General features: G+C 69.3%; 19 protein-coding genes and 1 riboswitch. Of the genes, 10 read left to right on the top strand and 9 right to left on the bottom strand.

Features of this window, described 5'->3' with window-relative positions; all coding sequences use genetic code 11:
* Window positions 1-12: 12 nt before the first annotated feature.
* Window positions 13-1,422: a DNA-3-methyladenine glycosylase 2 family protein gene (locus BM362_RS13400; RefSeq protein WP_093573289.1), complete on the bottom strand. Its 1,410-nt coding sequence runs from the start codon at window positions 1,420-1,422 to the stop codon at window positions 13-15.
* Window positions 1,423-1,524: 102 nt separating this feature from the next.
* Between BM362_RS13400 and ychF the strand changes: the two genes are divergently transcribed.
* Entirely contained in the window at window positions 1,525-2,607 is a 1,083-nt protein-coding gene (gene ychF / locus BM362_RS13395; RefSeq protein WP_093573288.1) for a redox-regulated ATPase YchF, read from the top strand.
* A 608-nt stretch (window positions 2,608-3,215) separates the two neighbouring features.
* On the opposite strand, the gene BM362_RS13390 is transcribed toward ychF, so the two are convergent.
* A complete protein-coding gene (locus BM362_RS13390) occupies window positions 3,216-3,806 on the bottom strand; it encodes a cysteine hydrolase family protein (protein WP_067575935.1) in 591 nt (196 codons plus the stop codon).
* 102 nt (window positions 3,807-3,908) lie between these two features.
* Between BM362_RS13390 and BM362_RS13385 the strand changes: the two genes are divergently transcribed.
* Window positions 3,909-4,886 (top strand): GlxA family transcriptional regulator, encoded by a 978-nt coding sequence (locus tag BM362_RS13385; RefSeq protein WP_093573287.1) that lies wholly within the window; start codon window positions 3,909-3,911, stop codon window positions 4,884-4,886.
* 17 nt (window positions 4,887-4,903) lie between these two features.
* On the opposite strand, the gene BM362_RS13380 is transcribed toward BM362_RS13385, so the two are convergent.
* Window positions 4,904-8,188 carry a DEAD/DEAH box helicase gene (locus BM362_RS13380; RefSeq protein ID WP_093573444.1) on the bottom strand — a complete coding sequence of 1,095 codons (3,285 nt, stop codon included), beginning with the start codon at window positions 8,186-8,188 and terminating at the stop codon, window positions 4,904-4,906.
* Between the two features lie 209 nt (window positions 8,189-8,397).
* On the opposite strand from BM362_RS13380, the gene BM362_RS13375 reads away from it, so the two are divergent.
* Complete coding sequence (locus BM362_RS13375) at window positions 8,398-9,084, top strand: hypothetical protein (RefSeq protein WP_093573286.1); 687 nt, start codon at window positions 8,398-8,400, stop codon at window positions 9,082-9,084.
* Between the two features lie 586 nt (window positions 9,085-9,670).
* Here the strand turns inward: BM362_RS13375 and BM362_RS13370 are convergent.
* Window positions 9,671-9,961: a 4a-hydroxytetrahydrobiopterin dehydratase gene (locus BM362_RS13370; RefSeq protein ID WP_093573285.1), complete on the bottom strand. Its 291-nt coding sequence runs from the start codon at window positions 9,959-9,961 to the stop codon at window positions 9,671-9,673.
* Window positions 9,962-9,985: 24 nt separating this feature from the next.
* A riboswitch (TPP riboswitch) is annotated at window positions 9,986-10,097 on the top strand.
* Between the two features lie 31 nt (window positions 10,098-10,128).
* On the opposite strand from BM362_RS13370, the gene BM362_RS13365 reads away from it, so the two are divergent.
* From BM362_RS13365 to BM362_RS13355, 3 genes are read left to right on the top strand one after another with little or no spacing between them, the layout of a single operon-like run.
* Entirely contained in the window at window positions 10,129-11,196 is a 1,068-nt protein-coding gene (locus BM362_RS13365; protein WP_093573443.1) for a thiamine ABC transporter substrate-binding protein, read from the top strand.
* Window positions 11,172-12,809, top strand: coding sequence for an ABC transporter permease (locus tag BM362_RS13360; RefSeq protein ID WP_232791468.1), 1,638 nt, complete (start codon window positions 11,172-11,174; stop codon window positions 12,807-12,809). Before BM362_RS13365 ends, BM362_RS13360 begins: the two co-directional genes overlap by 25 nt.
* The gene (locus BM362_RS13355; protein WP_067575944.1) at window positions 12,809-13,816 is read left to right on the top strand and encodes an ABC transporter ATP-binding protein; all 1,008 of its coding nucleotides are present in this window, start codon (window positions 12,809-12,811) and stop codon (window positions 13,814-13,816) included. Before BM362_RS13360 ends, BM362_RS13355 begins: the two co-directional genes overlap by 1 nt.
* A 9-nt stretch (window positions 13,817-13,825) precedes the next feature.
* Here the strand turns inward: BM362_RS13355 and BM362_RS13350 are convergent, their stop codons facing one another.
* The 3 genes from BM362_RS13350 to BM362_RS13340 are packed head-to-tail and all read right to left on the bottom strand — an operon-like array spanning window position 13,826 to window position 16,790.
* Entirely contained in the window at window positions 13,826-14,704 is an 879-nt protein-coding gene (locus tag BM362_RS13350) for an ABC transporter permease (protein ID WP_093573284.1), read from the bottom strand.
* Window positions 14,701-15,705, bottom strand: a complete 1,005-nt coding sequence (locus tag BM362_RS13345; RefSeq protein WP_093573283.1) for an ABC transporter ATP-binding protein — start codon at window positions 15,703-15,705, stop codon at window positions 14,701-14,703. The genes BM362_RS13350 and BM362_RS13345 overlap by 4 nt, the downstream gene beginning before the upstream one ends.
* Window positions 15,702-16,790: a LolA family protein gene (locus BM362_RS13340; RefSeq protein WP_093573282.1), complete on the bottom strand. Its 1,089-nt coding sequence runs from the start codon at window positions 16,788-16,790 to the stop codon at window positions 15,702-15,704. Before BM362_RS13340 ends, BM362_RS13345 begins: the two co-directional genes overlap by 4 nt.
* Before the next feature lie 145 nt (window positions 16,791-16,935).
* On the opposite strand from BM362_RS13340, the gene BM362_RS13335 reads away from it, so the two are divergent.
* From BM362_RS13335 to BM362_RS13325, 3 genes are read left to right on the top strand one after another with little or no spacing between them, the layout of a single operon-like run.
* A complete protein-coding gene (locus BM362_RS13335) occupies window positions 16,936-17,646 on the top strand; it encodes a response regulator transcription factor (RefSeq protein WP_067575952.1) in 711 nt (236 codons plus the stop codon).
* Window positions 17,643-18,968, top strand: coding sequence for a sensor histidine kinase (locus BM362_RS13330; RefSeq protein ID WP_093573280.1), 1,326 nt, complete (start codon window positions 17,643-17,645; stop codon window positions 18,966-18,968). Before BM362_RS13335 ends, BM362_RS13330 begins: the two co-directional genes overlap by 4 nt.
* Before the next feature lie 23 nt (window positions 18,969-18,991).
* On the top strand, window positions 18,992-19,393 hold the full coding sequence (locus tag BM362_RS13325) for a (deoxy)nucleoside triphosphate pyrophosphohydrolase (protein WP_067575956.1): 402 nt from the start codon (window positions 18,992-18,994) through the stop codon (window positions 19,391-19,393).
* Between the two features lie 27 nt (window positions 19,394-19,420).
* Here BM362_RS13325 and trpS read toward each other — a convergent pair whose 3' ends face one another.
* Window positions 19,421-20,386 (bottom strand): tryptophan--tRNA ligase, encoded by a 966-nt coding sequence (trpS, locus tag BM362_RS13320; protein ID WP_093573279.1) that lies wholly within the window; start codon window positions 20,384-20,386, stop codon window positions 19,421-19,423.
* A 176-nt stretch (window positions 20,387-20,562) separates the two neighbouring features.
* Between trpS and BM362_RS13315 the strand changes: the two genes are divergently transcribed.
* Complete coding sequence (locus BM362_RS13315; RefSeq protein ID WP_067575960.1) at window positions 20,563-20,865, top strand: YciI family protein; 303 nt, start codon at window positions 20,563-20,565, stop codon at window positions 20,863-20,865.
* A 287-nt stretch (window positions 20,866-21,152) separates the two neighbouring features.
* On the opposite strand, the gene BM362_RS47390 is transcribed toward BM362_RS13315, so the two are convergent.
* Window positions 21,153-21,311: a hypothetical protein gene (locus tag BM362_RS47390; RefSeq protein ID WP_167545277.1), complete on the bottom strand. Its 159-nt coding sequence runs from the start codon at window positions 21,309-21,311 to the stop codon at window positions 21,153-21,155.
* Window positions 21,312-21,336: the final 25 nt, after the last annotated feature.

Raw genomic sequence — 21,336 nt, 5'->3', positions numbered from 1 at the left:
GGAAAAGTCTCCTCAAGCGGTTCGGGAACTGAGATACCGGCTGGCGTACGAACTCCACGGCTGCCAGCCGCGCGCGGACGTCGCCAGGTCGATGCCCAGCTCGGCCGCGCCTCGGCGGACGGCTGGGTCGGCGGTCAACAGGACGTCGGGGGCACCGAGCAGGCGCATCACGACGTAGTCGGCGGTGGCGGGGTCGACGCCGACCGCGAGCATTTCGGTGCGGAGCTCGTCCGCGTCGCGGCCTACGTGCGGGTCCAGTGCACCGCCGACGATTGCGGCGGCGACTTTCTTGACCAGGGGTTTTACCTCTGCCTCGGCGATGGCGGACGGGGTCGGGAAAAGGGTTGTCAGGGTGTCCATGGGCGGGTCGGCGGGTGGGACAGGCTCGCCGAGTTCGACAACGTCGGCCACGTCCTCGCCGAGCAGGGTGCGGAGCAGGACTTCCGGGCCGTCGACAGCGCCTGGCACGCGGATGCCGGGGACGGCGGCGACCAGTGGGGCCAGCGCATCGTCGGCGGAGAGCACACGCGAGACGGCTTCCGGGTCGGCGTCCAGGTCCAACAAGCGTCGTACGCGGCTGACGGCGCTGCTCAGGTCGCGTAGGTCCGAGAGAGCCAGGTCGCATTGTACGTAACCGGCGCGCGGGCTGACCCACGCTGACGCCGGGCCGTGCGGCAGGCGCAAGGTGCGGCCGTAGCCGTCGTCGGAGACGGCTTCGATGCCTGGCAACGCCCGCGAGGCGTGGTAGTTCAGCACGCTCGCGGCGTCGAACGGGACACGGAACGGCAGGCGAAGGCTGAGCCGCGTCGCGCCGCTGGGTTCGTTGCGGTTTCCGCGGCGAAGCGAAGCTGCTCGGAGCTGCGACGGGGTCGTCGCGAACACCTCGCGGATGGTCTCGTTGAACTGCCGGATGCTGGAGAACCCGGCTGCGAATGCGACATCGGTGAGCGGCAGCTGCGACATCTCGATCAGCAAGCGCGCCGAGTGGGCGCGGTGTGCTCGGGCGAGGCGGATCGGGCCTGCGCCCAGTTCGGCTGTCAAAACGCGTCCGAGCTGGCGTTCCGAGTAGCCGAGTTGACGGGCCAAGCCGGGCACGCCTTCGCGCTCGACCAGGCCGTCCGAGATCAGTCGCATCGCGCGGGCGGCCAGGTCGGCGCGCACGTTCCAGTCCGGCGAACCGGGGACCGCGTCCGGCAGGCAGCGGCGGCAAGCGCGGAAACCGCCGGCCTGCGCGGCTGCCGACGTGGGGTAGAACCGGACGTTCTGCGCCTTCGGCGTGAGCGCCGGACAGGACGGGCGGCAGTAGATGCCCGTGGTGCGCACCGCCATGATGAACTGGCCATCGAACCGCTGGTCGCGGGCGGTCACCGCGCGGTAGCAGCGCTCGGTGTCGCGCCAGATCGGGATGGTCGAGGTAGCCATGTGGTCGATGATGCCAGCAGGTGAGAGCTCTGACTGGCGGAAAACCGACACGACGTTACCGGGTCGGCGACGGTCCGCGCGCAGCACGTAGACTTACCGGTCGTGAGTCTCACCCTCGGTATCGTCGGCCTGCCCAACGTCGGCAAGTCCACCCTGTTCAACGCGCTGACGCGCAACGACGTGCTCGCCGCGAACTACCCGTTCGCCACGATCGAGCCCAACGTCGGCGTCGTGCCGCTGCCGGACCCGCGGCTGGACCAGCTGGCCGGGATCTTCTCGTCGGAGAAGACCGTGCCCGCCGTGGTGTCCTTTGTGGACATCGCGGGCATCGTGAAGGGCGCGTCCGAGGGCGCGGGGCTGGGCAACAAGTTCCTCGCGAACATCCGCGAGGCCAACGCGATCTGCCAGGTCATCCGCGTGTTCGACGACCCGGACGTCGTGCACGTCGACGGCCGGATCGAACCGATGTCCGACATCGAGACCATCAACACCGAGCTGATCCTCGCCGACCTGCAGACGCTGGAGAAGGCGCTGCCGCGGCTGGAGAAAGAGGCGCGCACCAAGAAGGAAGCGCGTCCGGCGCTCGAAAACGCCCAGAAGGCCAAGGAAATCCTCGACTCCGGGCGCACACTGTTCCAGGCGCAGAAGGACATCGACGGCGAGGCGCTGCGCGAGCTGAGCTTGCTCACCACGAAACCGTTCCTGTACGTCTTCAACGCCGACGAGGCCGTGCTGACCGACGAGGCGCGCCGCGAGGAGCTGGCGAAGCTCGTCGCGCCGGCGGACGCGGTGTTCCTGGACGCGAAGGTCGAAGCCGAGCTGCTGGAGCTGGACGACGAGGAGTCCGTGCGCGAGCTGCTGGAGTCCGTCGGCCAGCTGGAACCGGGCCTGCACGCGCTGGCCCGCGCCGGTTTCCACACGCTCGGCCTGCAGACGTACCTCACGGCCGGTCCGAAGGAATCCCGCGCCTGGACGATCTCGCAGGGCGCGACCGCCCCGCAGGCCGCCGGCGTCATCCACACGGACTTCGAGCGCGGCTTCATCAAGGCGGAGGTTGTGTCCTTCGAGGACCTGGTCGAGGCGGGTTCGATGGCGGCCGCGCGCTCGGCGGGCAAGGTCCGCATGGAGGGCAAGGACTACGTGATGGCGGACGGCGACGTCGTGGAGTTCCGCTTCAACGTCTGATCGGGTTCGCGGCTGAACGGCTTCCCCGGTCGTCAGTCTTCGACTGATTGCCGGGGCTCTTCACCTCCTCCCTTGCCGGATAGCGCGGGGGGAGGTCGTCCGGGTGGCGCGCCGCCCGTGGCGATCGAGGCGCATCAGTTTCTCGCGACGCATCGCTACCTGCTGACCGTCCCCGCAACTCCATGGTCCCGGGCTACGAGGTTTCCGTGGTGCTGCACAATGGATTCGACATTGACGATGCGGACGCTAGTACGCCCACCCTCATCGCGCGGTGAGCGAGCCGACCTCGGGTGGCCTGAGCTTCGCTCGGCGGCGCGCTCCGAGATGCCTGACGCGGAAGACGCGATCGCCCTTGTCCAGTTCGGGTCGAACCGGTGCTGATTCGAAACGAGCCGAGCTACGCCGATGCCGTACGAGCCGACGGGCATCAGTTTCTCTTTCGGGTCAACGAAGAGGGCTGGCCGGTCGAGGAGTATCTCTGGGGCTAAGGGCCGGTCTACTTCTATGGCACTCCGGAAGCAGACGGGACCGTGCGTGAGGTCGTTGCGGGGTTCATCGAGTTCTGAAGAACCCGCCTCGGCAGAACAGGCCTGCCGAGGCCAGGGGGTTCAGTTCAGCTCGGCAACGCTCGGCACGACCACGCCGTAAAGATCCCCGATGGTCGCCAGCGCGCTGTTGTGCAGCTGATCCGCGCTGACTTCCCCGGCCGGGGTCGGCAGCGGACGGGTGGCGCAGGCGTCGGCGACGACGGTCGGGTGGTTGCCGCGCAGGAAGGCGCCCTCGGTGGTGAACGTGACGCACATGTTGGTCATGAACCCGGCGATCACCACGTTCTTGTGCCCGGCCGCGTCGACCTGTGCGCCCAGGTCCGTGTCGACGAACGAGTTCGGCGCGCCCTTGACGACGACCGGTTCGCCCTCGATCGGGGCGACGTCCGGGTGGATGCTGCCGATCTCGGCCCGGATGTCGTACGGCGTGCCTTCGCCACCGTCGTTGACGACGTGGACCACTTTCGCCCCGGCGGCGCGGGCCTTGGCGAGCAGGTCTTTCGCCGCGGTCAACGCCGGACGCCAGCCTTCCAGCTCCATCACGCCGCGGGTGTAGGTGTTCTGGTAGTCGACCAGGATCAGCGTCGCGTCGGCCAGCGTTGCCGGGGTCTGGTCGAGACCGTTCAGCTCTCGCAGCGTTTTCCTTGCCATGGTGGGGGTTTCCTCTCGTTTCTGTTCCGCACGACCGACGCTAGACTCGGCTCCGGATGTCGGCAATGACATGCAAAGCGCAGAAACCGACATGGGGTGCGAATGAAGAGACTGGTGGTCGTGGTCCTGTTCGACCAGATCGACCTGCTCGACGTGACCGGTCCCGCTGAGGTGTTTTCCTTGCTGCAGCGGGAACTGGACCGTCCGACGGGCTACGAGGTAGTGCTCGCGGCTGAGACGCTGGACCCGGTGACGACCTCGGCCGGGGTGCGCGTCTTGCCGGACGTGACGTTCGCTGAGCTGGCGAGAAAGGCGATCGACACCCTGATCGTCCCCGGTGCGGTGACGACAGGGGAAAGCGGGGAGATCGTCGCCCAGTGCGACCCAGCGGTGGTCGAGGAGGTGCGCCGCCTGGCTGGGCGGGCGCGCCGGGTGGCGTCCGTCTGCGTCGGCGCGCACATCCTGGCGGCGGCGGGGCTGCTCGACGGCAAACGCGCCACTACGCACTGGTCGACGGCCCGGCAGCTGGCCGCGGAGCATCCCGAGGTGACCGTCGACGCGGACCCGATCTTCATCCGCGACGGGTCCGTGTGGACGGGGGCTGGGCTGAGTGCCTGCCTCGATCTCGCGCTGGCGCTGGTAGCCGACGATTTCGGTCCGGAATCAGCCTCGCGAGTGGCTCGTCAACTGGTGATGTTCCTGCGGCGGCCCGGCGGGCAGAGCCAGTTCAGCGTGTCGCTGGAGCCCGCGTCCGCGACCCGGCGGGTCGACGAACTGCGGCAGTACATCGCGGCTCATCTGGCGGATCCGCTGACGGTGTCCGATCTCGCCGCGCACGCGCATGTGACGGACCGGCAGATCACGCGCGTGTTCAAGGCGGAGTTGGGGATGACCCCTGCCGCCTACGTCGAGCACGTGCGGGTCGAAGCCGCGCGGCATCGGCTGGAGACGACTGACGAGACGTTGTCGCGGATCGCCGGGGCTTGCGGATTCGGGACTGTTTCTACGTTGAACCGCTCATTTCGGCGGACGCTGACCACGACGCCGCATGAATACCGCGAGCGGTTCCGGATCGGTTAACGAGGTGGCCGGACTGGTCATCGCACCGGTTCCGCCACCGCTAGTTGCGCCGCCAGCACCGTGAAGTGCGGAAGGTCCTTCCACCGTTCCCGGTTGCCGATGACGTAGAAGCGCCGTTTCGCCCGGGACACCGCGACGTTCAGCAGGTTCGGCTTCTCCGCGGCCCACTGCCGAGCCCCCGACCGGTTCGGCGCACTGCCCAGTACCAGCACCACAACGTCGGATTCCTGGCCTTGCACGGTGTGCACGGTGCCGATGTTGCGCGCCGGGAAGGCGTCGGCGAAGGCGTCGGCGACGCAGGTCTTGACACCCCGCACGACGTCGGTGAAGGGACTGACGACGCGGATGTCCTGGGGCGCGGTGCCGTGGCCGGTGAGAGTGTTGAGCAGCGCGATCAACGCCGTTCCTTCCGCCGGGATCCAATGGTCCTTCGCCTGATCGGAACGGACGTCGAGCCATTCGTTTCGCCCGGGGAATTCCGGGCGCTCGGGAGTGCCGTAGATCATCAGGTCGCCGCCGTAGGCGACGGTGTTGGAGATGTGGAACATCGGATAGTCGCAGCGCCGGTGGACTCGAAGCGGCGCGCCGACCCACACCTTCTCGTCACCGGCCGGTGCCGGGACCCAGGTGCCGTACCGGGCGTGGCAGTCGGCGACCTGCTGGGCGGAAAGGGCCGCCGGACTCCACTGTTCAGCGACTCCGTGATACCGGCGGAGCGCGTGTTGCGCGGGCACCGGCAGTGTGACGATCGGTTCGAGCTGGAGTGGGTCTCCGACCAGCACCGCGCGGCGGCAGCGCCAGATTCCGCCTGCCACCTGCTGTGGCGTGGCCTGTCCGGCCTCGTCCACGAAAAGCCAGCCGAGCGACTCGCTGCCGAGATCCGAGAACAGCCGGGGCAGCGACGCGAAAGTGGTGGACACGACTGGCACGGCGAGGAACAACGTTTGCCAGGCGGCGAGCGCGGTCCGCGGCCCGACCTTCGCTTTGCCCTGGATGAGCTGGACGACGGCGGCGAGATTGACGTCGGTCTGTTCCGCGGTCGAGCAGAGGAAGGCTTTGTGGAGGGCGAGCGCGCGAAGGAACAGCCGAGTGCGGGCCGCGATGAACTCGGGATCCGCCCAGGGCGCGCACAGCTGAAGTTGCTCGTCTCCGGCGATCGCGGGTCCGAACGGGACGACGCCCGGCCAGCGGGCACATGCCGCGTCCACTTGCCCCCGGACTCGCGCTAGCGCCTGCTCGGCGGCAGCGTGCTCGGCCGCCAGCCGAGCGTGGTTCTGCTGCGCTTGCCGGAGTTCATCCGCCAGTCGCGCCGCGGCACCCGCGTGCTGCTGGTAGGTCTGGTCGGCCGCGATCCGGGCTTTGATGGCTTCGCGATAGGCCGTCCGCCATTCCCGTGACGCGCGGAAGAAAGTGAGCACAGAGGTCCAGAAGCTTGGCCGGCAATCCAGCCAGCCGCGAATCCGCTGATCGGCTTCGTTCAGCGATTGCGCTGACCTCGCGCGGAGTTCCTCGGTTTGCCGCGCGGCCTCGCCGAGCTGACCGCAGTAGGTGTGCGATTGCCGGAGGCGTTCGGTCGTCCACGCGACGGCCTGGGTGCACCGGGCGTGCTCGCCGAGGCTGGCGGCCGCGGCTTGGCGGGCGGTGGTCAGATCGCGGACTGCTGCGTCCGCTTCGGCGAAGGCTTTGACCGCGCCTTCCCAGCCGTCGAACTGCTCTGGTGCCGAGCGGACTTCCTTGAGCTGACCTTTCATCCCGAGGACTTCGCCCGCGGCGCTCGCTTCGGCTTTCGACTTGGTGTGCGCGCTCCACCAGAACTTGTTCGCGAAATCCCTGCGGTGCTCCATCTTCCCGAGCATCGCCGCGACCAGGCCCCAGGCCGGCTTCCCCAGTACGTGGCTGCCCAGTTCGGTGAAGTAGTCAGCGGCGACAGCCTCTTCCTCGACTCCCTTCACCGCGCTCAGCGCCGGCATCTCCTGGGTGATGTTGGCTGCCGCGTCGTTGCTTGCAGTCGCGACGACGATTTCGAACCCGGTCAGCTCAGGCCGGAGCGCGCGAACCGGACTTGAGTAAGGGCGAACAGATTCCCGTGGTTCGGTGTAGGCGTCCGACGGAGTTCCGAGCCGGCTGAGCAACCTCGCCCGCTTGACTACGATCCCCGCGAGCACGTCCCGCAGCATCGTGGTCTTACCGGTGCCGGGCGGTCCGTTCACCGCGAACAGACCCGCATCAGGTCCGGCCATGATCCAGTCGACCGCGAATTGCTGTCCGGTGACGAGAGGGTATGCCGAAGGCCAGCGCCCGCCGGGGATGGCGGCCGGTTCGACACCGGCGAGCAGCGCACCGGGCTGCTCGCGGAGATCGACGCGGTCGGACCCGGCTGCGGAAGGCTCCTCGCTGAGGAAGGCGCGCAGCGCTTCGCCCCGGTGGCCGGCCCGGACCTCCTTCCCGAGGAGCCCGAGGTCCCCGGCGATCGAGCTGTTGAGGAAATCCTGATCGTCCGCCCTGCCCGCGTTCCGGCGGGAAATCTGGTAGCACTTCACTCGGATCCCGGTCGCGTGCAGGCTGTCCTTCAGCCCGAGGGCCGTGACCAGTTCCCGGGTGAACGCATGCAACGTCCTCGAAGTCAGTTCCACTCGCGGCTCGCGGTCTTGCTCGGTTTCGTCCGCGGCTTTCTTCGCGCCGGGCGGGGTCAGGAGCCGTTCGGCGAAGGCTCCGGCTGTCGCTCCGGCGATCCCGCCGACGACCGGCCCGACGACGGGGCCCGCCAGCGATGTCGCACCGGCCGCTACCGCGGTCTTCACCGCGGAGCCGGTCGCCTTCGCCCCGGCAGCAGCCGCTTCGTGGGCGGCTTCCTTGACCTGGCCGGCTACTGCGGCGGCCAGCTTGCCACCCGGTTTCTTCTTCGGCGAAAGCCGGTTGAGCTGTTCGGCAAAGGAACCGCTTTCGTCGTCGAAACCGTCCAGCCACTTCGGATCACGCGGTCCTGGAGACTTCAGTCTGCTGATTGCCCAGGCGCACGCGGATAATACCGGGGAATCCTCAATGAGGGTTCCCTCGGAGTCCACTGTGAAGGCGTACACCGCCGTGGTTCCGTCTTTTCGTCGTTCCTCCGGGGTGTCTTCCTTGCCGAATTGCGCGCTGAGCTCAGCGTGGACCGACGAGACGTCGTACAACGCGCCGTACACGACGAATTGCCAGGTCTTGTCGTGCGGCAACCGGGCCTGGGACAGCGGATGTCCTGCCTCCCACGGGGCTGGCTGGCCCGGCTCGACGTCGCATACGAGGTACTCGGTCTTCGCCATGGAACGAGGCGACGTCAAGTCTGGAATATTCTGCGGACCGAACATTTCCACCGTGCGCCAGAACTGCAGCAGGTGCGCAGCGCGCACATTTTCCTGCACCGGAATGGCTCCCCTCCACTGAGTGCAGCGGGACCATACTCCATGATCCGATTTCGGATCCAGGCGGTGCGTACCGCTACGATCGTCCCTCATTCAGCGAGGGGGTTTGAATGGCGAAAGAACAGTCGTCCCCGATGACACCGCCCTGGACCTATCGCGACGACGTGCTGAGCTATACCTGCTACCTGGCGGGCTTGATGGCGGACAACGCCGACCTCGGCCACGTCGAGGAAGTGCTCGCGCCGTTTCCCGGCCGGAACGTGGCCGGCGAACGATTCTGGGCTACCGGGCAGGTCGTGGTTTCGGACTTCCGTGCGGTCGGAGACGGGAGCTGGAGCGTCTCGACGCCGTTCGTGGCCGGGACGGGCGCACTGGGGGTCGGGCTCGTGGCCGGTTCGCTGGTGGGCGGGGCGATCGCGCGGTCCCGGGCACGGCAGGCGGCGGCCGCGGCCGCGGTTCCGCGCTGGGTGCCGATCGAGCAAGGCGGGCTATACCTGAGCGTGCACGGCTTCCACCTCTACACGCCGCGCGTGCTTTCGTGGCGCTGGGGGGCGGTCACTGGCGCGGCGATGGTCGCTCCCGCGGTCGTGCACGTGACGGGGAACAGCAAGGACGGCCCGGTGTCCTGGCTGATCCAGTCGGAGTGGGCCGAACTGCTCTTCGTGACCTGGGCGAACGCCGAACATCCCCGGCATCCGCAGCTCGTCACCGGACAGTGGCTGCCGCCTGGCTGGGTCGAGCACGCGAGGTGGCATCGGAGAGTCCCGGCCTTGCCGCCCGGGGACGCGGTGACCTGACCCGCGCGAGGCAATTTCGGCGAAACGTCCCACTCGTGCCGATCGCTGGCCGATCAGGGCGTTCCCGAGACCGTCAGCGACAACTCGCCGCGGCGAGGTGCGAGGCGTCAGGTCCCGGTGAACCCTGCGGGCCGGCCAGGATGTGGGTGATCGGTCGTGCTCGGGCTCATCGGGATCGCCGTGTGCTGGCTCATCCGGATGTTCCCGCTGCCGTGACGCTCAGCCGAGCAGGCCGAGCACGATCATCGACAGGAGGACGACAGCGGTCGAGAAAGCCGCGACCCACGTGCGCTGTGCGGCGGTGAGCTGGGCGGTTGTGCTGTTCATGGCGAGTCCTAGCGGGGCGAGTGCCGACGGTTCCGCTGGGATAGCGCCTTGATCTAGCTCACTGTTACCTCTTGTGATCAAGGTCACGTCGATTGCGCGCGGTGTGCCACAGCACCCCGCCCGCGGCGGCCACCATCAGGCCGAACGAACCCATTCCCACCACGAGTGCCTGAACCATGAGGCCTCCTTTCTTCGCGTCTGTCCGGAAGACGCGCGAAGGGGCCGCTTGTGTTGCCAGGGTTGCCGACATCACACCTGGTCAGCGGGCCGCGAGGACCTCGTCGATCTGGCGGGCCAGTGCGAAATCGCGTTCGGTCAGGCCGCCGAGGTAGTGGGTGCTGAGGCGGAAGGTCAGGGTGCGCCAGCGGATGTCGATGTCGGGATGGTGGTCGGCTTCCTCGGCGAGTTCGGCCACCCGGTCCACCACCTCGATCGCCGCCGGAAAGGACGGGAGTTCGACCGTCCGCGCGATGCTGTCGTCCTCGCGCCGCCATTCCGGAACGCTGCCGAGGGCCTGCTCCACTGCCGAGTCGTTCAATAGCTGCGTCATCACTCCATGGTGTCGGCTACGCTGCGGCATTGCCACGGGAGTCCGGTACGCCGGACTGAGAGGCGGGCCGTCAACCCGCGACCGTTCGCACCTGGATCCGGATCATGCCGGCGTAGGGAGGCCGTATCGCTCTCCCTCGTCCGGCGCAGTGCAGGAGGGGAAGAATGATGTCGCGGACCGTCCGCACAGTGGCAGGCCTCGCCGGAGTCTCGATGCTCGCCAGCGCCTGCTCGCTGTCCAGCGGCGACTCGGGCGGGTCGTCCGCGAGCCAGGACCAGCAGACGCCGACCGTCACGCTGGTCACGCACGATTCGTTCGCCGCCCCGCAGGACGTGCTCGACGCCTTCCAGCGCCAGTCCGGGATCAAGCTCAAGATCCTCAAGTCCGGCGACGCCGGCGCGCTCACCAACAAGCTCGTGCTCACCAAGGGCAGTCCGATCGGCGACGTCGCGTACGGCGTCGACAACACTTTCGCCTCGCGCGCGCTCAGCGAGGGCGTCTTCCAGCCCTACACGAGCCCGGAGGCCGACCGCGGCCCGCAGCGCTACTCCGTCGACCCGCAGCACCGGCTGGCGGCGGTCGACCTCGGCGACGTCTGCGTGAACATCGATCCGGCGTACTTCGCGAGCAAGGGCCTCCCGGAGCCGAAGAGCTACGACGACCTCGCCGACCCCAAGTACAAGGACCTGACCGTCGCGGAGAGCCCGGCCACTGCGTCGCCGGGGCTGGCTTTCCTGCTCGGCACGGTCGCGAAGTACGGCGAGAACGGCTGGCAGGGCTACTGGCGGAAGCTGAAGGACAACGGCCTCAAGACCGTCAGCGGCTGGGAGGAGGCCTACACCAAGGACTTCTCCGGCTCGTCGGGCAAGGGCTCGCGGCCGATCGTCGTGTCCTACGCGTCGTCGCCGGCCGCCGAACTCGGCGAGGACGGCAAGCCGCGTACCAAGGCGCTGCTCGACACGTGCTTCCGCCAGGTCGAGTACGCGGGCGTGCTCACCAACGGCAAGCAGATCCCGCAGGCACAGAAGGTCGTCGACTTCCTGTTGTCGCAGCAGTTCCAGACGACGGTCGCGGCGAACATGTACGTCTACCCGGCGCGCCAGGGCGTCGAACTGCCCGCAGGCTGGGCCACCGCGGCTCCGCTGCCGCAGACGCCGGCGACCCTGCCCGCGGACAAGGTGCAGGCCGGCCGGGAGAAGTGGATCGGGGAATGGCGCTCGCTCATGGGCGCGTGATCCCCGCGCGCACTCTCGGGCTCACGCTGCTCGGCTTGCTGCCGGTCGCGTTCCTGGTGGTGTTCTTCGCCTGGCCGGTCGTCGCGATCGTCGGCCGGGGGTTTTCCGCGGGCGGCGTCGACACCGTGCTCGGCGACCCGCAGACGTGGCGGCTCGCCGGGTTCACGCTGGCCAGCGCGGCCGCGTCGACCGCGGTCGCGGTGCTCGCCGGGCTGCCGGTGGCGTACCTGCTGGCGCGAGTCCGGCTGCCCGGGGTCGGACTCGCGCGCACGATCGTGCTGGTCCCGTTCGTGCTGCCGACGGTCGTCGTCGGACTGGCTTTCCGGGCGATCTGGCCGGACGGGGGCGTACTGCCGCTCATCCTGGCCAACGCCTTCTTCAACGTCGCCGTCGTCGCGCGCACGGTCGCCGGACTGTGGGCGCACCTCGATCCGCGAGCGACCGAGGCAGCGCGGGCGCTCGGGGCCTCGCCGTGGCGAGCGTTCCGATCGGTGACTCTGCCCGCGCTCGGCCCGGCTGTCGCGTCCGCCGCCGCAGTGGTGTTTCTGTTCTGCGCCACCAGTTTCGGCGTGGTGCTGATTCTCGGCGGCGGGAGTTATCGGACGCTGGAGACCGAGATCTACCTCCGGACGGTCGACCTGCTGGACCTCTCCGGCGCGGCCGCGTTGTCGCTGATCCAGTTCGCCGCCGTGGTCGCCGCGCTGGTGCTCGGGGCGGTGGCGCGCCGGAAGCGGGAGAACGCGGTGAAGCTGCGGTCCGCGCAGGTCACCGCACGTCGGCCGCGCGGCGGGGAGTGGTGGACAGTCGGCGCGGCGGTCGTGGTGCTCGGTCTGCTGCTGACGCCGATCGTCTCGCTGCTCGTCGAGTCGGTATCGAGTTCGGACGGATGGAGCCTCGCCGGATACCGGGCGCTGAACACTGTCGGGCAGAACGACGCGCTGCAGGTGTCCGGCTGGATCGCAGCGCAGAATTCGCTCGCCGCGGCCACTGACGCGACGCTGCTGGCGATGGCTGTCGGACTGGTCGCCAGCGTCGTGCTGGTGGCGCTTCGCCGTTCGCCCGGCGGGCTGGCACGCGGGATGGGCGAGACCATGGACGTCGCGTTGATGCTCCCGTTGGGCGTGTCCGCGGTGACCGTCGGCTTCGGTTATCTGGTGACGCTCGACGCGTTGCCCGGCGACCTCCGCACGTCGCCGCTGCTCGTGCCGTTCGCCCAAGCGCTGGTGATCATGCCGCTGGTCGTGCGGATGATCCTGCCGGTGCTGCGCGCGGTCGACGTCCGGCTGCGCCAGGCCGCCGCGACGCTCGGCGCGAGCCCGGCGCGGGTGTGGCGGGAGATCGACTTTCCGCTGGTCGCGCGGTCGGTGGTGGCCGCGGCGGGCTTCGGGTACGTTGTCGCGCTCGGCGAGTTCGGCGCGACCAGCTTCCTCGCCCGGCCGGACGCGCCGACGCTCCCGGTGGCCGTCGCGACGCTGATCGGCAGGCCGGGGGAGCTGAACAACCAGATGGCGTACGCCTCGTGCGCCCTGCTCATGGTGGTGACTGTGGTGGCGGTGGCGCTGATCGACCGGTTCGGCTCGGTCCGCGGCCGCAGCACGGTCGGGGAGTTCTGATGGCGTTAACGGTACGGGATCTGACTGTCCACTATGGATCATTCGCTGCGGTCCGCGACGCGAAGCTGGACATCGCCGACGGCGAGGTGCTCGCGTTGCTCGGCCCGTCCGGTTCGGGCAAGTCGACGTTGCTGCGGGCGATCACCGGACTGGAGCCGGTGTCGTCCGGTTCGGTGTCGTGGGACGGTACTGATCTCGCCGCGGTGCCGGTGCACAAGCGCGAGTTCGGTCTGGTGTTCCAGGACGGACAGCTGTTTCCGCACCGCGATGTCGCGGCGAACATCGCGTTCGGCCTGCGGATGCACGGCGTGCCTCGCGAGCGGCACGCGGCACGCGTCGAGGAGCTGCTGAAGCTGGTCGGGCTGGAAGGCTACGAACGGCGACGGGTGACCGAGCTGTCCGGCGGGCAGGCGCAGCGGGTCGCGTTGGCTCGCGCGCTGGCGCCGGAACCGCGCTTGCTGCTGCTGGACGAGCCGCTGTCCGGATTGGACGCCGGCCTGCGCGAGCAGTTGGCGATCGACCTGGCGGATCTGTTGCGGCGCAGCAAAATCACCGCGCTGCTGGTGACGCACGATCAGGAGGAAGCGTTCACCCTCGCCGATCGCGTGGCCGTGCTCGACGCCGGGGAAATCCGGCAGGAGGGCGCGGTCCGGTCGGTGTGGAACAAGCCGGTCGACGACGAAGTGGCGCGATTCCTTGGGGTCACTACGTTCCTGGACGGCACCGCGACCGAAGGGGTGGTGCGGACCAAGCTGGGCACCGTCGAGCTGCAAGGGCTCGACGACGGCCCGGTAAGGCTCGGACTGCGCCCGCATGGCTTGAAAGTGTCCGCCGAAGGCGTGCCCGGCGAAGTGACCGCCGCGGTGCACCGGCGGGAGCACCTGCGGCTGGTCGTCCGGTGCGGCGAGTCCACTGTGGACGCGATCGCCCCGGCGGGGGCGGACTTCCGGGCGGGCGATCCCGTCCGGCTCCAGCCGGATCCGGACGGGATCGCCGTGGTGGGCTGAACCCCCAGGTCAGCCGTCCCGGGTGGCGAGACGCGCGTACGCGAGCGAAAGTCCCACCACGATGTAGCAGACCGCGCGGATCGCGCCGTCGCCGAACCTGGTCAGCATCATCGGATCCTGGAGGACGGCGGCCGGGGCCAGCGTCCAGTCCTGCGTGAGCAGGAACGGATGCAGCCACTTCAGCGAGGTCAGGAAGCCGAGGATGGTGAAGACGATGTTCATCGCCAGCACCGAGGCGACCACGAGCATCGGGTGCTCGGTCCAGCTCGACACCGCCAGCGCGACCGCGCCGACCGCCCACAGCTGCAACACGATCCAGCCGCCGACGAGCAGGATCCGCAGCAGCGCCTCGCCGAGCGACAACGTGGTGCCCGAGAGTGTGAACAGCGAATCCGTGCCGTTGATGATCAACCCGGTGGCCACGCCGGTCACGCACATCGCGAGCACCGCGACCACGGACACCGTCGCCACGCCGAACGCCTTGACCGCCAGCAGCCGTCCCCGGCTCACCGGCGCGATGAGCCAGCCGCGCAGCGTGCCGTGCGCGGCCTCGCCGGCGATCGCGTCCGCACCGGCCATCGCGGAGGCGAGCGGCAGCAGCAGCGTGAGCGTCATGACCATCGCGGCGATCGGCAGCACGAACGCGTTGTTCACCGCGGACGCCAGCAGCGCCCCGCCGCTGTCGTCCGGCGCGTCGCTCCCGGAGTTCTGGCCGACCAGGGTGAGGCCGATCCCGACCACGATCGGCACCAGCGCCAGCAGCCCCAGCACGGCGAGCGTGCGCGGCCTGCGGAAGATCCAGCGCAGCTCCGCGGCGAACAGCCGGAACAACGGCACCGTGTCGTGCCCGGTCCGGCTCACCGGCACCGAAACAGCCATGGCGGTCATGCGTCCCCCTCGGATTCGTCGCCGGCCGCCGATTCCCCTTCGGTCAGCCGCGCGAACAGGTCCTCCAGCCCGGTCCGCGCCCGGGTCGCCTCGTGCACCTCGACCCCCGCTTGCACGAGGACCTGCAGCACTCGCGGCGCGGGCGTGGCGGTGAGGTCGGCGCGGACGCCGTCCGGGGTCAGCCGCGCCCCGATCCGGTTCTCCCGCAACGTTTCCACCGCGTGCTCGGCGTCCGGGGTGCGCACCAGCAGCGCGGCGTTTCCCGACTCCAGCAGGTCGGACAGCTCGCCTTGCGCGACCACCGTGCCGGACTGCAACACCGCCACGTGCGTACAGGTCGCTTCGACCTCAGCGAGCAGGTGCGACGAAACCACCACAGTCACGCCGTCCGCGTGCAGTTCGGCGATGATCCGGCGGATCTCCCTGGTACCCGCCGGATCCAGCCCGTTGGTGGGTTCGTCGAGCACGACCATCCGGCGCGGCACCAGCAGCGCGCTCGCCAAGCCGAGCCGCTGTTTCATGCCGAGCGAATAGCCCTTGTACCGGCGGCGCGCGGCGACCGACAGCCCGACCCGGTCCAGCGCGGCATCGACCGCGCCGGGGATCGCGGGCGACGCCAGCCGCGGTTCGGCCGCGGCGAACCGCAGCAGGTTGTCGCGTCCGGAAAGGAAGGGGTGGAAGCCCGGCCCCTCGACCAGCGCGCCGACGTCCGGCAGCGCGTGCGCGGATTCCTCCGGCATCTTCCGGCCGAGCAGTTCGACCTCGCCCGCGGTCGGGCGGACGAGCCCGAGCAGCATCCGGATCGTGGTCGTCTTGCCCGAACCGTTGGGCCCGAGCATGCCGAGAACGGCGCCTTCGGGCACGTCCAGGTCCACGTGGTCCACCGCGACCGTGCTGCGGTAGACCTTGCGCACCCCTCGGGTGCGCGCGGCCAGCGGGACCGCCGGGGCGGGCGCCTCCTCGGAGACGCCCGCCCCGGTTTCGACCGCGGTGCTGGTCACTTGGCGCCCAGCGCTTCGTAGAGGACCTGCTCCGGGACCGCGCCGGCGGCGAACCGGCCGTCGTCGGTCAGCACCGCGCCGCCCACCTTCGTGGTGAAGAGGTAGCCGCTGCCCCACGGGCCGTTGACCCGCTTGGCGAACCGGCTCAGCATCTTCTGCACGTCCGCGCCGCCCTTTTCGTCGCCCTGTGCCTGCTTCGGCTTCATCAGGTCCGCGGGCACCTTGCCGGTGACGACGGTGTCCCAGCCGTCGCCGACGAGCTTGGTGGCCTGCTTGGCCTCGTTCGCGAGCGCCTTGTCGCGGTCGTCGATCTTGGCCTGCTTCTCGGTCACCTTCGCGCCCTTGGGCGGGGAGAAGGCGAACAGGTCGGCCGACTGGCCGGCGAACTCGATCTTGCTGAACGCCAGCTCCAGCGCCGGGGCGGTGGTTCCGTTGCTCAGCACCGAAAGCCGCAGCGGCATCCGGGTCTGCGAGTCGACCGCGACGCGGATCTCGCGCAGCAGCGTGCGCTCGGTCGGCTTCGGCGTGAGGACCAGCTCGTACGCCGGCCGGTCGGCGACCGTGGCCGTGCCGTCGACCGCGACGTTGCTGCTCTCGCGCACCTTGGCGAGCAGTTCCTTGGCCGCCGTGGACGGGTCGGCGGTCTTGCCCTCGACCGGTGCGTGCTTGGTCGCGACGTCCGCCGGGACCGTCGTCTTGGTCGCGCTGTTGGTCTTGGAGTCGTAGTCCCACACGGTGTTGCCGTTGTGGATGATCGTCTCCTGCGCCTGCCCCTTGGTGAGCGACACCTTCGTCTTGCCCGCGCCGTCGCTGAACACCTGCGCCGAGTCGATGCCCAGCGCGCTCGCCCCCGGGACCGCGCCGGTCGCCATCTTCGGCAGGCCGAGGTCATTGCTCACCGTGACCGTGCCGTCGAACGGCGCCGGCTTGGCGGTGACCACCGACTGGACCAGTTCCTCCGCGCTGACCTGAGGCAGCTTCGGCGCGTCCCCCGCCGAGGCAGGCATTGCCACCACGACCAGTCCGCCCACGCCGAGCGCGGTGCCGACGACGGCCGCGGTGATGGCCTTCTTCTTCGGATCCATCTCGTCTCTCCCTGTGTTCCCGGGCTCTGGTGGGCCCGGCTCCCGGTGCAGACGTTCCCCCGCCGAGGCTGAGATACCCCTGAATGTTCGGCCCGTTCAGCTGAGATGGCACTGAGAGTACGCGCGTCAACTGCACAAACCGGCCATGATGAGGATCGTGAAACCTCGGGTGCTGGTGGTCGACGACGAACCTGGTGTGCGCAAGGCGCTGCAGCGCGGCCTGCGCGCGGAGGACATGGACGTGGTCACCGCCGCGGACGGGCCGACCGGGCTGCAGCTCGCGCGCACCGGCTCGTTCGACGTTGTGCTGCTGGACATCATGCTGCCCGGCCTGTCCGGCTATCGCGTGCTGGAACGGCTGCGCGCGGAGAACGTGACCACGCCGGTGCTGCTGGTGTCGGCGAAGGACGGCGAGATCGACCAGGCAGACGGCCTCGACCTCGGTGCCGACGGTTACCTCGTGAAGCCGTTCTCGTTCGTCGTGCTGGTCGCGCAGGTGCGGGCGGTGCTGCGCCGTGCCGGGCCGGACGCCTCGCGCGGCGCGCTGAAACTCGGTGCGCTGGAGGTCGACCGGGCGCTGCGGCAGGTGCACTGGGACGGCCGGGAAGTGCCGTTGAGCCCGCGCGAATTCGGCTTGCTGGAGGTACTAGTCGGGCGCGCGGGGACGGTCGTGACGAAGGACGAGCTGCTGCGCGCGGTGTGGGGCGAGGAGCAGGCCGTCACGCGGAATCTCGTTGAGGTGTATGTGGGTTACGTGCGGCGCAAGCTCGACGCGGTCGGCGCGGGCTCGATCCTGCGGACGGTGCGCGGGCACGGCTATCTCGCCTCCGACGACCAGCTCGACGAGGTCATGTGACCGGCTCGCCGTCGTCGTGGTGGAGCCGCCGTTCGCTGCAGGTCCGGATCACCGTGCTGGCCGCGGCGATCACCCTCGGCTGCCTGCTGGGCCTCGCCGCGCTGGCGGCGAACAAGCTCGACCCGCTGCTCACTGATTCGGTCGACAAGGAGCTGTCCGCCGCGCTCGTCCCGGCGGCCGGCGCGGTTTCCGCCGGGACTTCGCTCACCTCGGCGGACCCGGTTTTGGTGCGGGTGCTGGACATCGCCGGGAATCCGGCGGACGGCCAGGCGCGGCCCAAGCTGACCGGCCACGAGATCTCGCAGCTCAAGGCGGGTGTGCCGGTGCAGTCGGACGGATCCCGCTGGCGCGGCCAGGTGGTCAGCACGCCGAATGGCAGCCAGCGGCTGGTCGTCGCCGGGGCCGGGCTGGTCGGCTTCGCCGCCGCGGTGCATTACGGCGGGCTGTGGCTGGTCGTGGTCGCGCTGGTCGGCGCGCTGGTGGCAGGCCTGGCGACCTGGCTGGTCGTCCGGCTCGCGCTGCGGCCGGTGGCGCGGATGCGCGGGCTGGTGCGCGCGCTGCCGCCGGGTTCCCGGCTGCCGCTGCCGACGTCGCACGACGAAATGCGCGCGCTGGCCGAGGAATTCAACGCGCTGCTCGAACGCCAGGAAGAGGTCAGCCAGCGGCTGCGCAGGTTCACCGGCGACGCGGCGCACGAGCTGCGGTCACCGGTCGCGTCGATCCGGGTGCAGGCCGAGGTGGCCGTGACGAATCCCGATCCGGAACTGTCGCAGGAGACGCTCTCGGACATCCTCGAAGAGTCCGAACGACTGTCCGGCCTGCTCGACGGCCTGCTCGCGCTCGCACGTTCCGACGCTGGCGAGGTGCCGCCCGCGGAACCGGTCGAGGTGGTGTCCGAGGTCCGCGCGGCGGTGCGCCGGCTGCCGTCCGGAGCACCGGACACACGCGTGAGCAGCGGAGTCGCGCAGGCCTGGGCGTCGGCGGCGCACCAGGAGGTCGAGCTGGTGCTGGACAACCTGCTGCGCAACGCCTGCCGGTACGCGTCCGGGCAGATCGTGGTGTCCGTGCTGGCCTCGCGCTCGAAGGTGCGGGTCGTGGTGGACGACGACGGTCCCGGCATCGCGCCCGAGCACCGGAGCAAGGTGTTCGACCGGTTCTACCGGGTGTCCGACGACCGGGCGCGCTCGTCCGGCGGAACCGGGCTGGGCCTGGCGATGGTCGCCGAAACAGTCCGCCGCCGAGGCGGTCAGGTGCGGGTAGGCGAGTCGCCCGACGGCGGCGCGCGGTTCGAGGTCACCTGGCGGGCGGGCGCGGACCGGTGAATCCGGTGGGGGAGACTGAGCGCATGGACGCGGTCATCGTCGGGGCGGCACTGGTGCGCGACGGCAAGCTTCTTGCCCAGCAACGGGCTTGGCCGCCGCATCACGCAGGCCAGTGGGAACTGCCGGGCGGGCGCGTCGAGGAGGGCGAGACCGAGGCCTTCGCGCTGGCCAGGGAATGCCATGAGGAACTGGACGTGGTGGTCACCGTCGGCGACCGGGTCGGCCCGGAAATCCCGCTGCCGGGCGGAAAAGTCCTGCGCGTGTATGCGGCCGCGCTGCTGTCTCCCGGTGACGAGCCGCGCGCGGTCGAGCACACCGCGCTGCGCTGGGTGGGGTGCGACGAACTGGACGAGCTGGACTGGCTTCCGGCGGACCGGGATCTGCTGCCGGCGCTGCATGGTCTCGTGAGTGCTGAGCACGGTTAGAACCGTGCTCAGCGCTCACGAGCCCCCTCACGCAGCCCCCACCATCCGCAAGGCCGCCGACACCCGGTGCGCACTGCGATCGATCGCCCGTTCCGCTCCCGCCTTGCGAACCCGTTCCAGCTCAGCGACGTCGTCCAGCAACGCGCGCGTGCCCTCCCGGATCGGACGCAACTCCTCGATCACCGCATCCGCGACAGCGTCCTTGAGCACGCCGTACGACGGGTACTTCTCGGCCAGCTCCGGCGGCTCACCGCCCACGCAAGCAGCCAGGATCTCCAGCAAATTCGAGATCCCCGGCCGATTCTCCGGGTCGTAAACCGGTATCGAATCACCGTCCGTACGCGCCTTGCGAATCTTGCGCCGAACCTGATCCGGCTCGTCCAGCACGAACACGACGCCCGCGGAATCCTGTGCGGACTTGGACATCTTCCGCGTCGGCTCAGCCAGGTCCTTCACCCGCGCCCCAGCAGGCGGCAACGTCGCCTCCGGAACGACGAACACCTCGCCGTACGTGGAGTTGAACCGCCGGGCAAGCGTGCGAGCCAACTCGACATGCTGCCGCTGATCCTCGCCGACCGGCACTTCATCCGCCCCTTGCAACAAGATGTCGGCCGCCATCAACACCGGATAGGTCAGCAAACTGAGCCGTACCCCGGCCTGCCCCTTGGATTTCTCCTTGAACTGGATCATCCGCGCCGCCTCGCCGTACGAGCAGGTGCACTCCAAAACCCACGTCAGCGCACCCAGCTCCCGGGCAAGATCGGACTGCACGAACACCCGCTCCGGCGCGATCCCGGCGGCCACCAGCACGGCAAGCTGCTCCGTCGCCAAGGACCGCAACTTCGCCGGATTGTGCGCGGTCGTCATCGCATGCAGGTCGGACACGAAATACAGATCGTCCGGCCCGCCTTCAGCAGCCCAGCGCCGCAACGCGCCGAGGTGGTTGCCGAGCTGAACGTGCCCAGACGGAGTGATACCGGACAGCTGGACCATGGGTCTTCCTCTCCCTTGGATGTCGGGACCCCGGGAGCAGGCACAAAAAAAGCCGCCCACCGGGGCGGCCTTCGCTGATTTTTCAGCGCAGAGCTTCAGGGCCGCCAACCGGCGGCCACCACTGAGTGCTCTGAAAACGCATGCGACGAGCCTAGCACCGGACTACGGTTCGAACCATGTTCGTCGTCGTGCTCACGTACATCGTTCCGCTGGCGGAAATCGACCGCGCCCTCCCCGCTCACAACGAGTGGCTCACGAAGCAGTACGAAGACGGCCACTTCCTGGCCTCCGGCGGCCAACGCCCCCGCACCGGCGGCGTGGTGATCACCCGCCCCATGGAGCGCGCGCAGCTGGACGCGATCCTGGCCACCGACCCGTTCGCGATCGGCCAGCTGGCCACCTACGAAATCATCCACTTCCAGCCCACCAGGACAGCCCCCGAACTGAACCTGGTGAACGAACTCCTGGACAACAACTAGCGAATTCCGTGCGGGCCACCCTCACGGCCAGCAACGGGTCCGAGCGGGGTCCCTCGGCGGTCCGCTGGCCCCGCTCGCGAAACCGCAGCCGGTGCACCCAGTGAACGGTGCATCCATACCGCCCCCGCACCCCGATACGAAGCCGAAATGCGGTCCGAGGGTGCTTGTCAAGGCATCTTTCCCGCCTTGACAAGCACCCTCAGACCGTCAGCACAATCAAGCTTCGGGGCGCCCCGCGACCCCGGGCGCAATGTCGCCGCCAGGCGACGAGCCGCCGAACAAGACCGTCAAGCAGCCTTAGCCACCTGCTTCTTGGCCTTCTTCAACGCCAAAACCGGACACTTCTTGCACCGATCCTCCGACCGGCAGCACTTCTTCTTGACCTTCCCGGCCTTCATCAGCTTCCGCACCACAGCCCGAGGATCGTCCGCGTGCTTCTTCCCCACCGCGCACTCCTCAAACCGGCCGCCG

It is taken from the genome of Amycolatopsis rubida (assembly GCF_900115345.1).
GTDB classification, from domain to species: Bacteria; Actinomycetota; Actinomycetes; order Mycobacteriales; family Pseudonocardiaceae; genus Amycolatopsis; species Amycolatopsis rubida.
This window is presented reverse-complemented; position numbering and strand designations above follow the sequence as displayed.

Excerpts from the sequence above, each read along its gene's own strand:
- BM362_RS13400 (WP_093573289.1), bottom strand. The coding sequence starts at position 1,422 with ATGGCTACCTCGACCATCCCGATCTGGCGCGACACCGAGCGCTGCTAC.
- BM362_RS13390 (WP_067575935.1), bottom strand. The coding sequence starts at position 3,806 with ATGGCAAGGAAAACGCTGCGAGAGCTGAACGGTCTCGACCAGACCCCG.
- BM362_RS13385 (WP_093573287.1), top strand. The coding sequence starts at position 3,909 with ATGAAGAGACTGGTGGTCGTGGTCCTGTTCGACCAGATCGACCTGCTC.
- BM362_RS13380 (WP_093573444.1), bottom strand. The coding sequence starts at position 8,188 with ATGGCGAAGACCGAGTACCTCGTATGCGACGTCGAGCCGGGCCAGCCA.
- BM362_RS13375 (WP_093573286.1), top strand. The coding sequence starts at position 8,398 with ATGGCGAAAGAACAGTCGTCCCCGATGACACCGCCCTGGACCTATCGC.
- BM362_RS13370 (WP_093573285.1), bottom strand. The coding sequence starts at position 9,961 with ATGACGCAGCTATTGAACGACTCGGCAGTGGAGCAGGCCCTCGGCAGC.
- BM362_RS13365 (WP_093573443.1), top strand. The coding sequence starts at position 10,129 with ATGTCGCGGACCGTCCGCACAGTGGCAGGCCTCGCCGGAGTCTCGATG.
- BM362_RS13360 (WP_232791468.1), top strand. The coding sequence starts at position 11,172 with ATGGCGCTCGCTCATGGGCGCGTGATCCCCGCGCGCACTCTCGGGCTC.
- BM362_RS13355 (WP_067575944.1), top strand. The coding sequence starts at position 12,809 with ATGGCGTTAACGGTACGGGATCTGACTGTCCACTATGGATCATTCGCT.
- BM362_RS13350 (WP_093573284.1), bottom strand. The coding sequence starts at position 14,704 with ATGACCGCCATGGCTGTTTCGGTGCCGGTGAGCCGGACCGGGCACGAC.
- BM362_RS13340 (WP_093573282.1), bottom strand. The coding sequence starts at position 16,790 with ATGGATCCGAAGAAGAAGGCCATCACCGCGGCCGTCGTCGGCACCGCG.
- BM362_RS13335 (WP_067575952.1), top strand. The coding sequence starts at position 16,936 with ATGATGAGGATCGTGAAACCTCGGGTGCTGGTGGTCGACGACGAACCT.
- BM362_RS13325 (WP_067575956.1), top strand. The coding sequence starts at position 18,992 with ATGGACGCGGTCATCGTCGGGGCGGCACTGGTGCGCGACGGCAAGCTT.
- trpS (WP_093573279.1), bottom strand. The coding sequence starts at position 20,386 with ATGGTCCAGCTGTCCGGTATCACTCCGTCTGGGCACGTTCAGCTCGGC.
- BM362_RS13315 (WP_067575960.1), top strand. The coding sequence starts at position 20,563 with ATGTTCGTCGTCGTGCTCACGTACATCGTTCCGCTGGCGGAAATCGAC.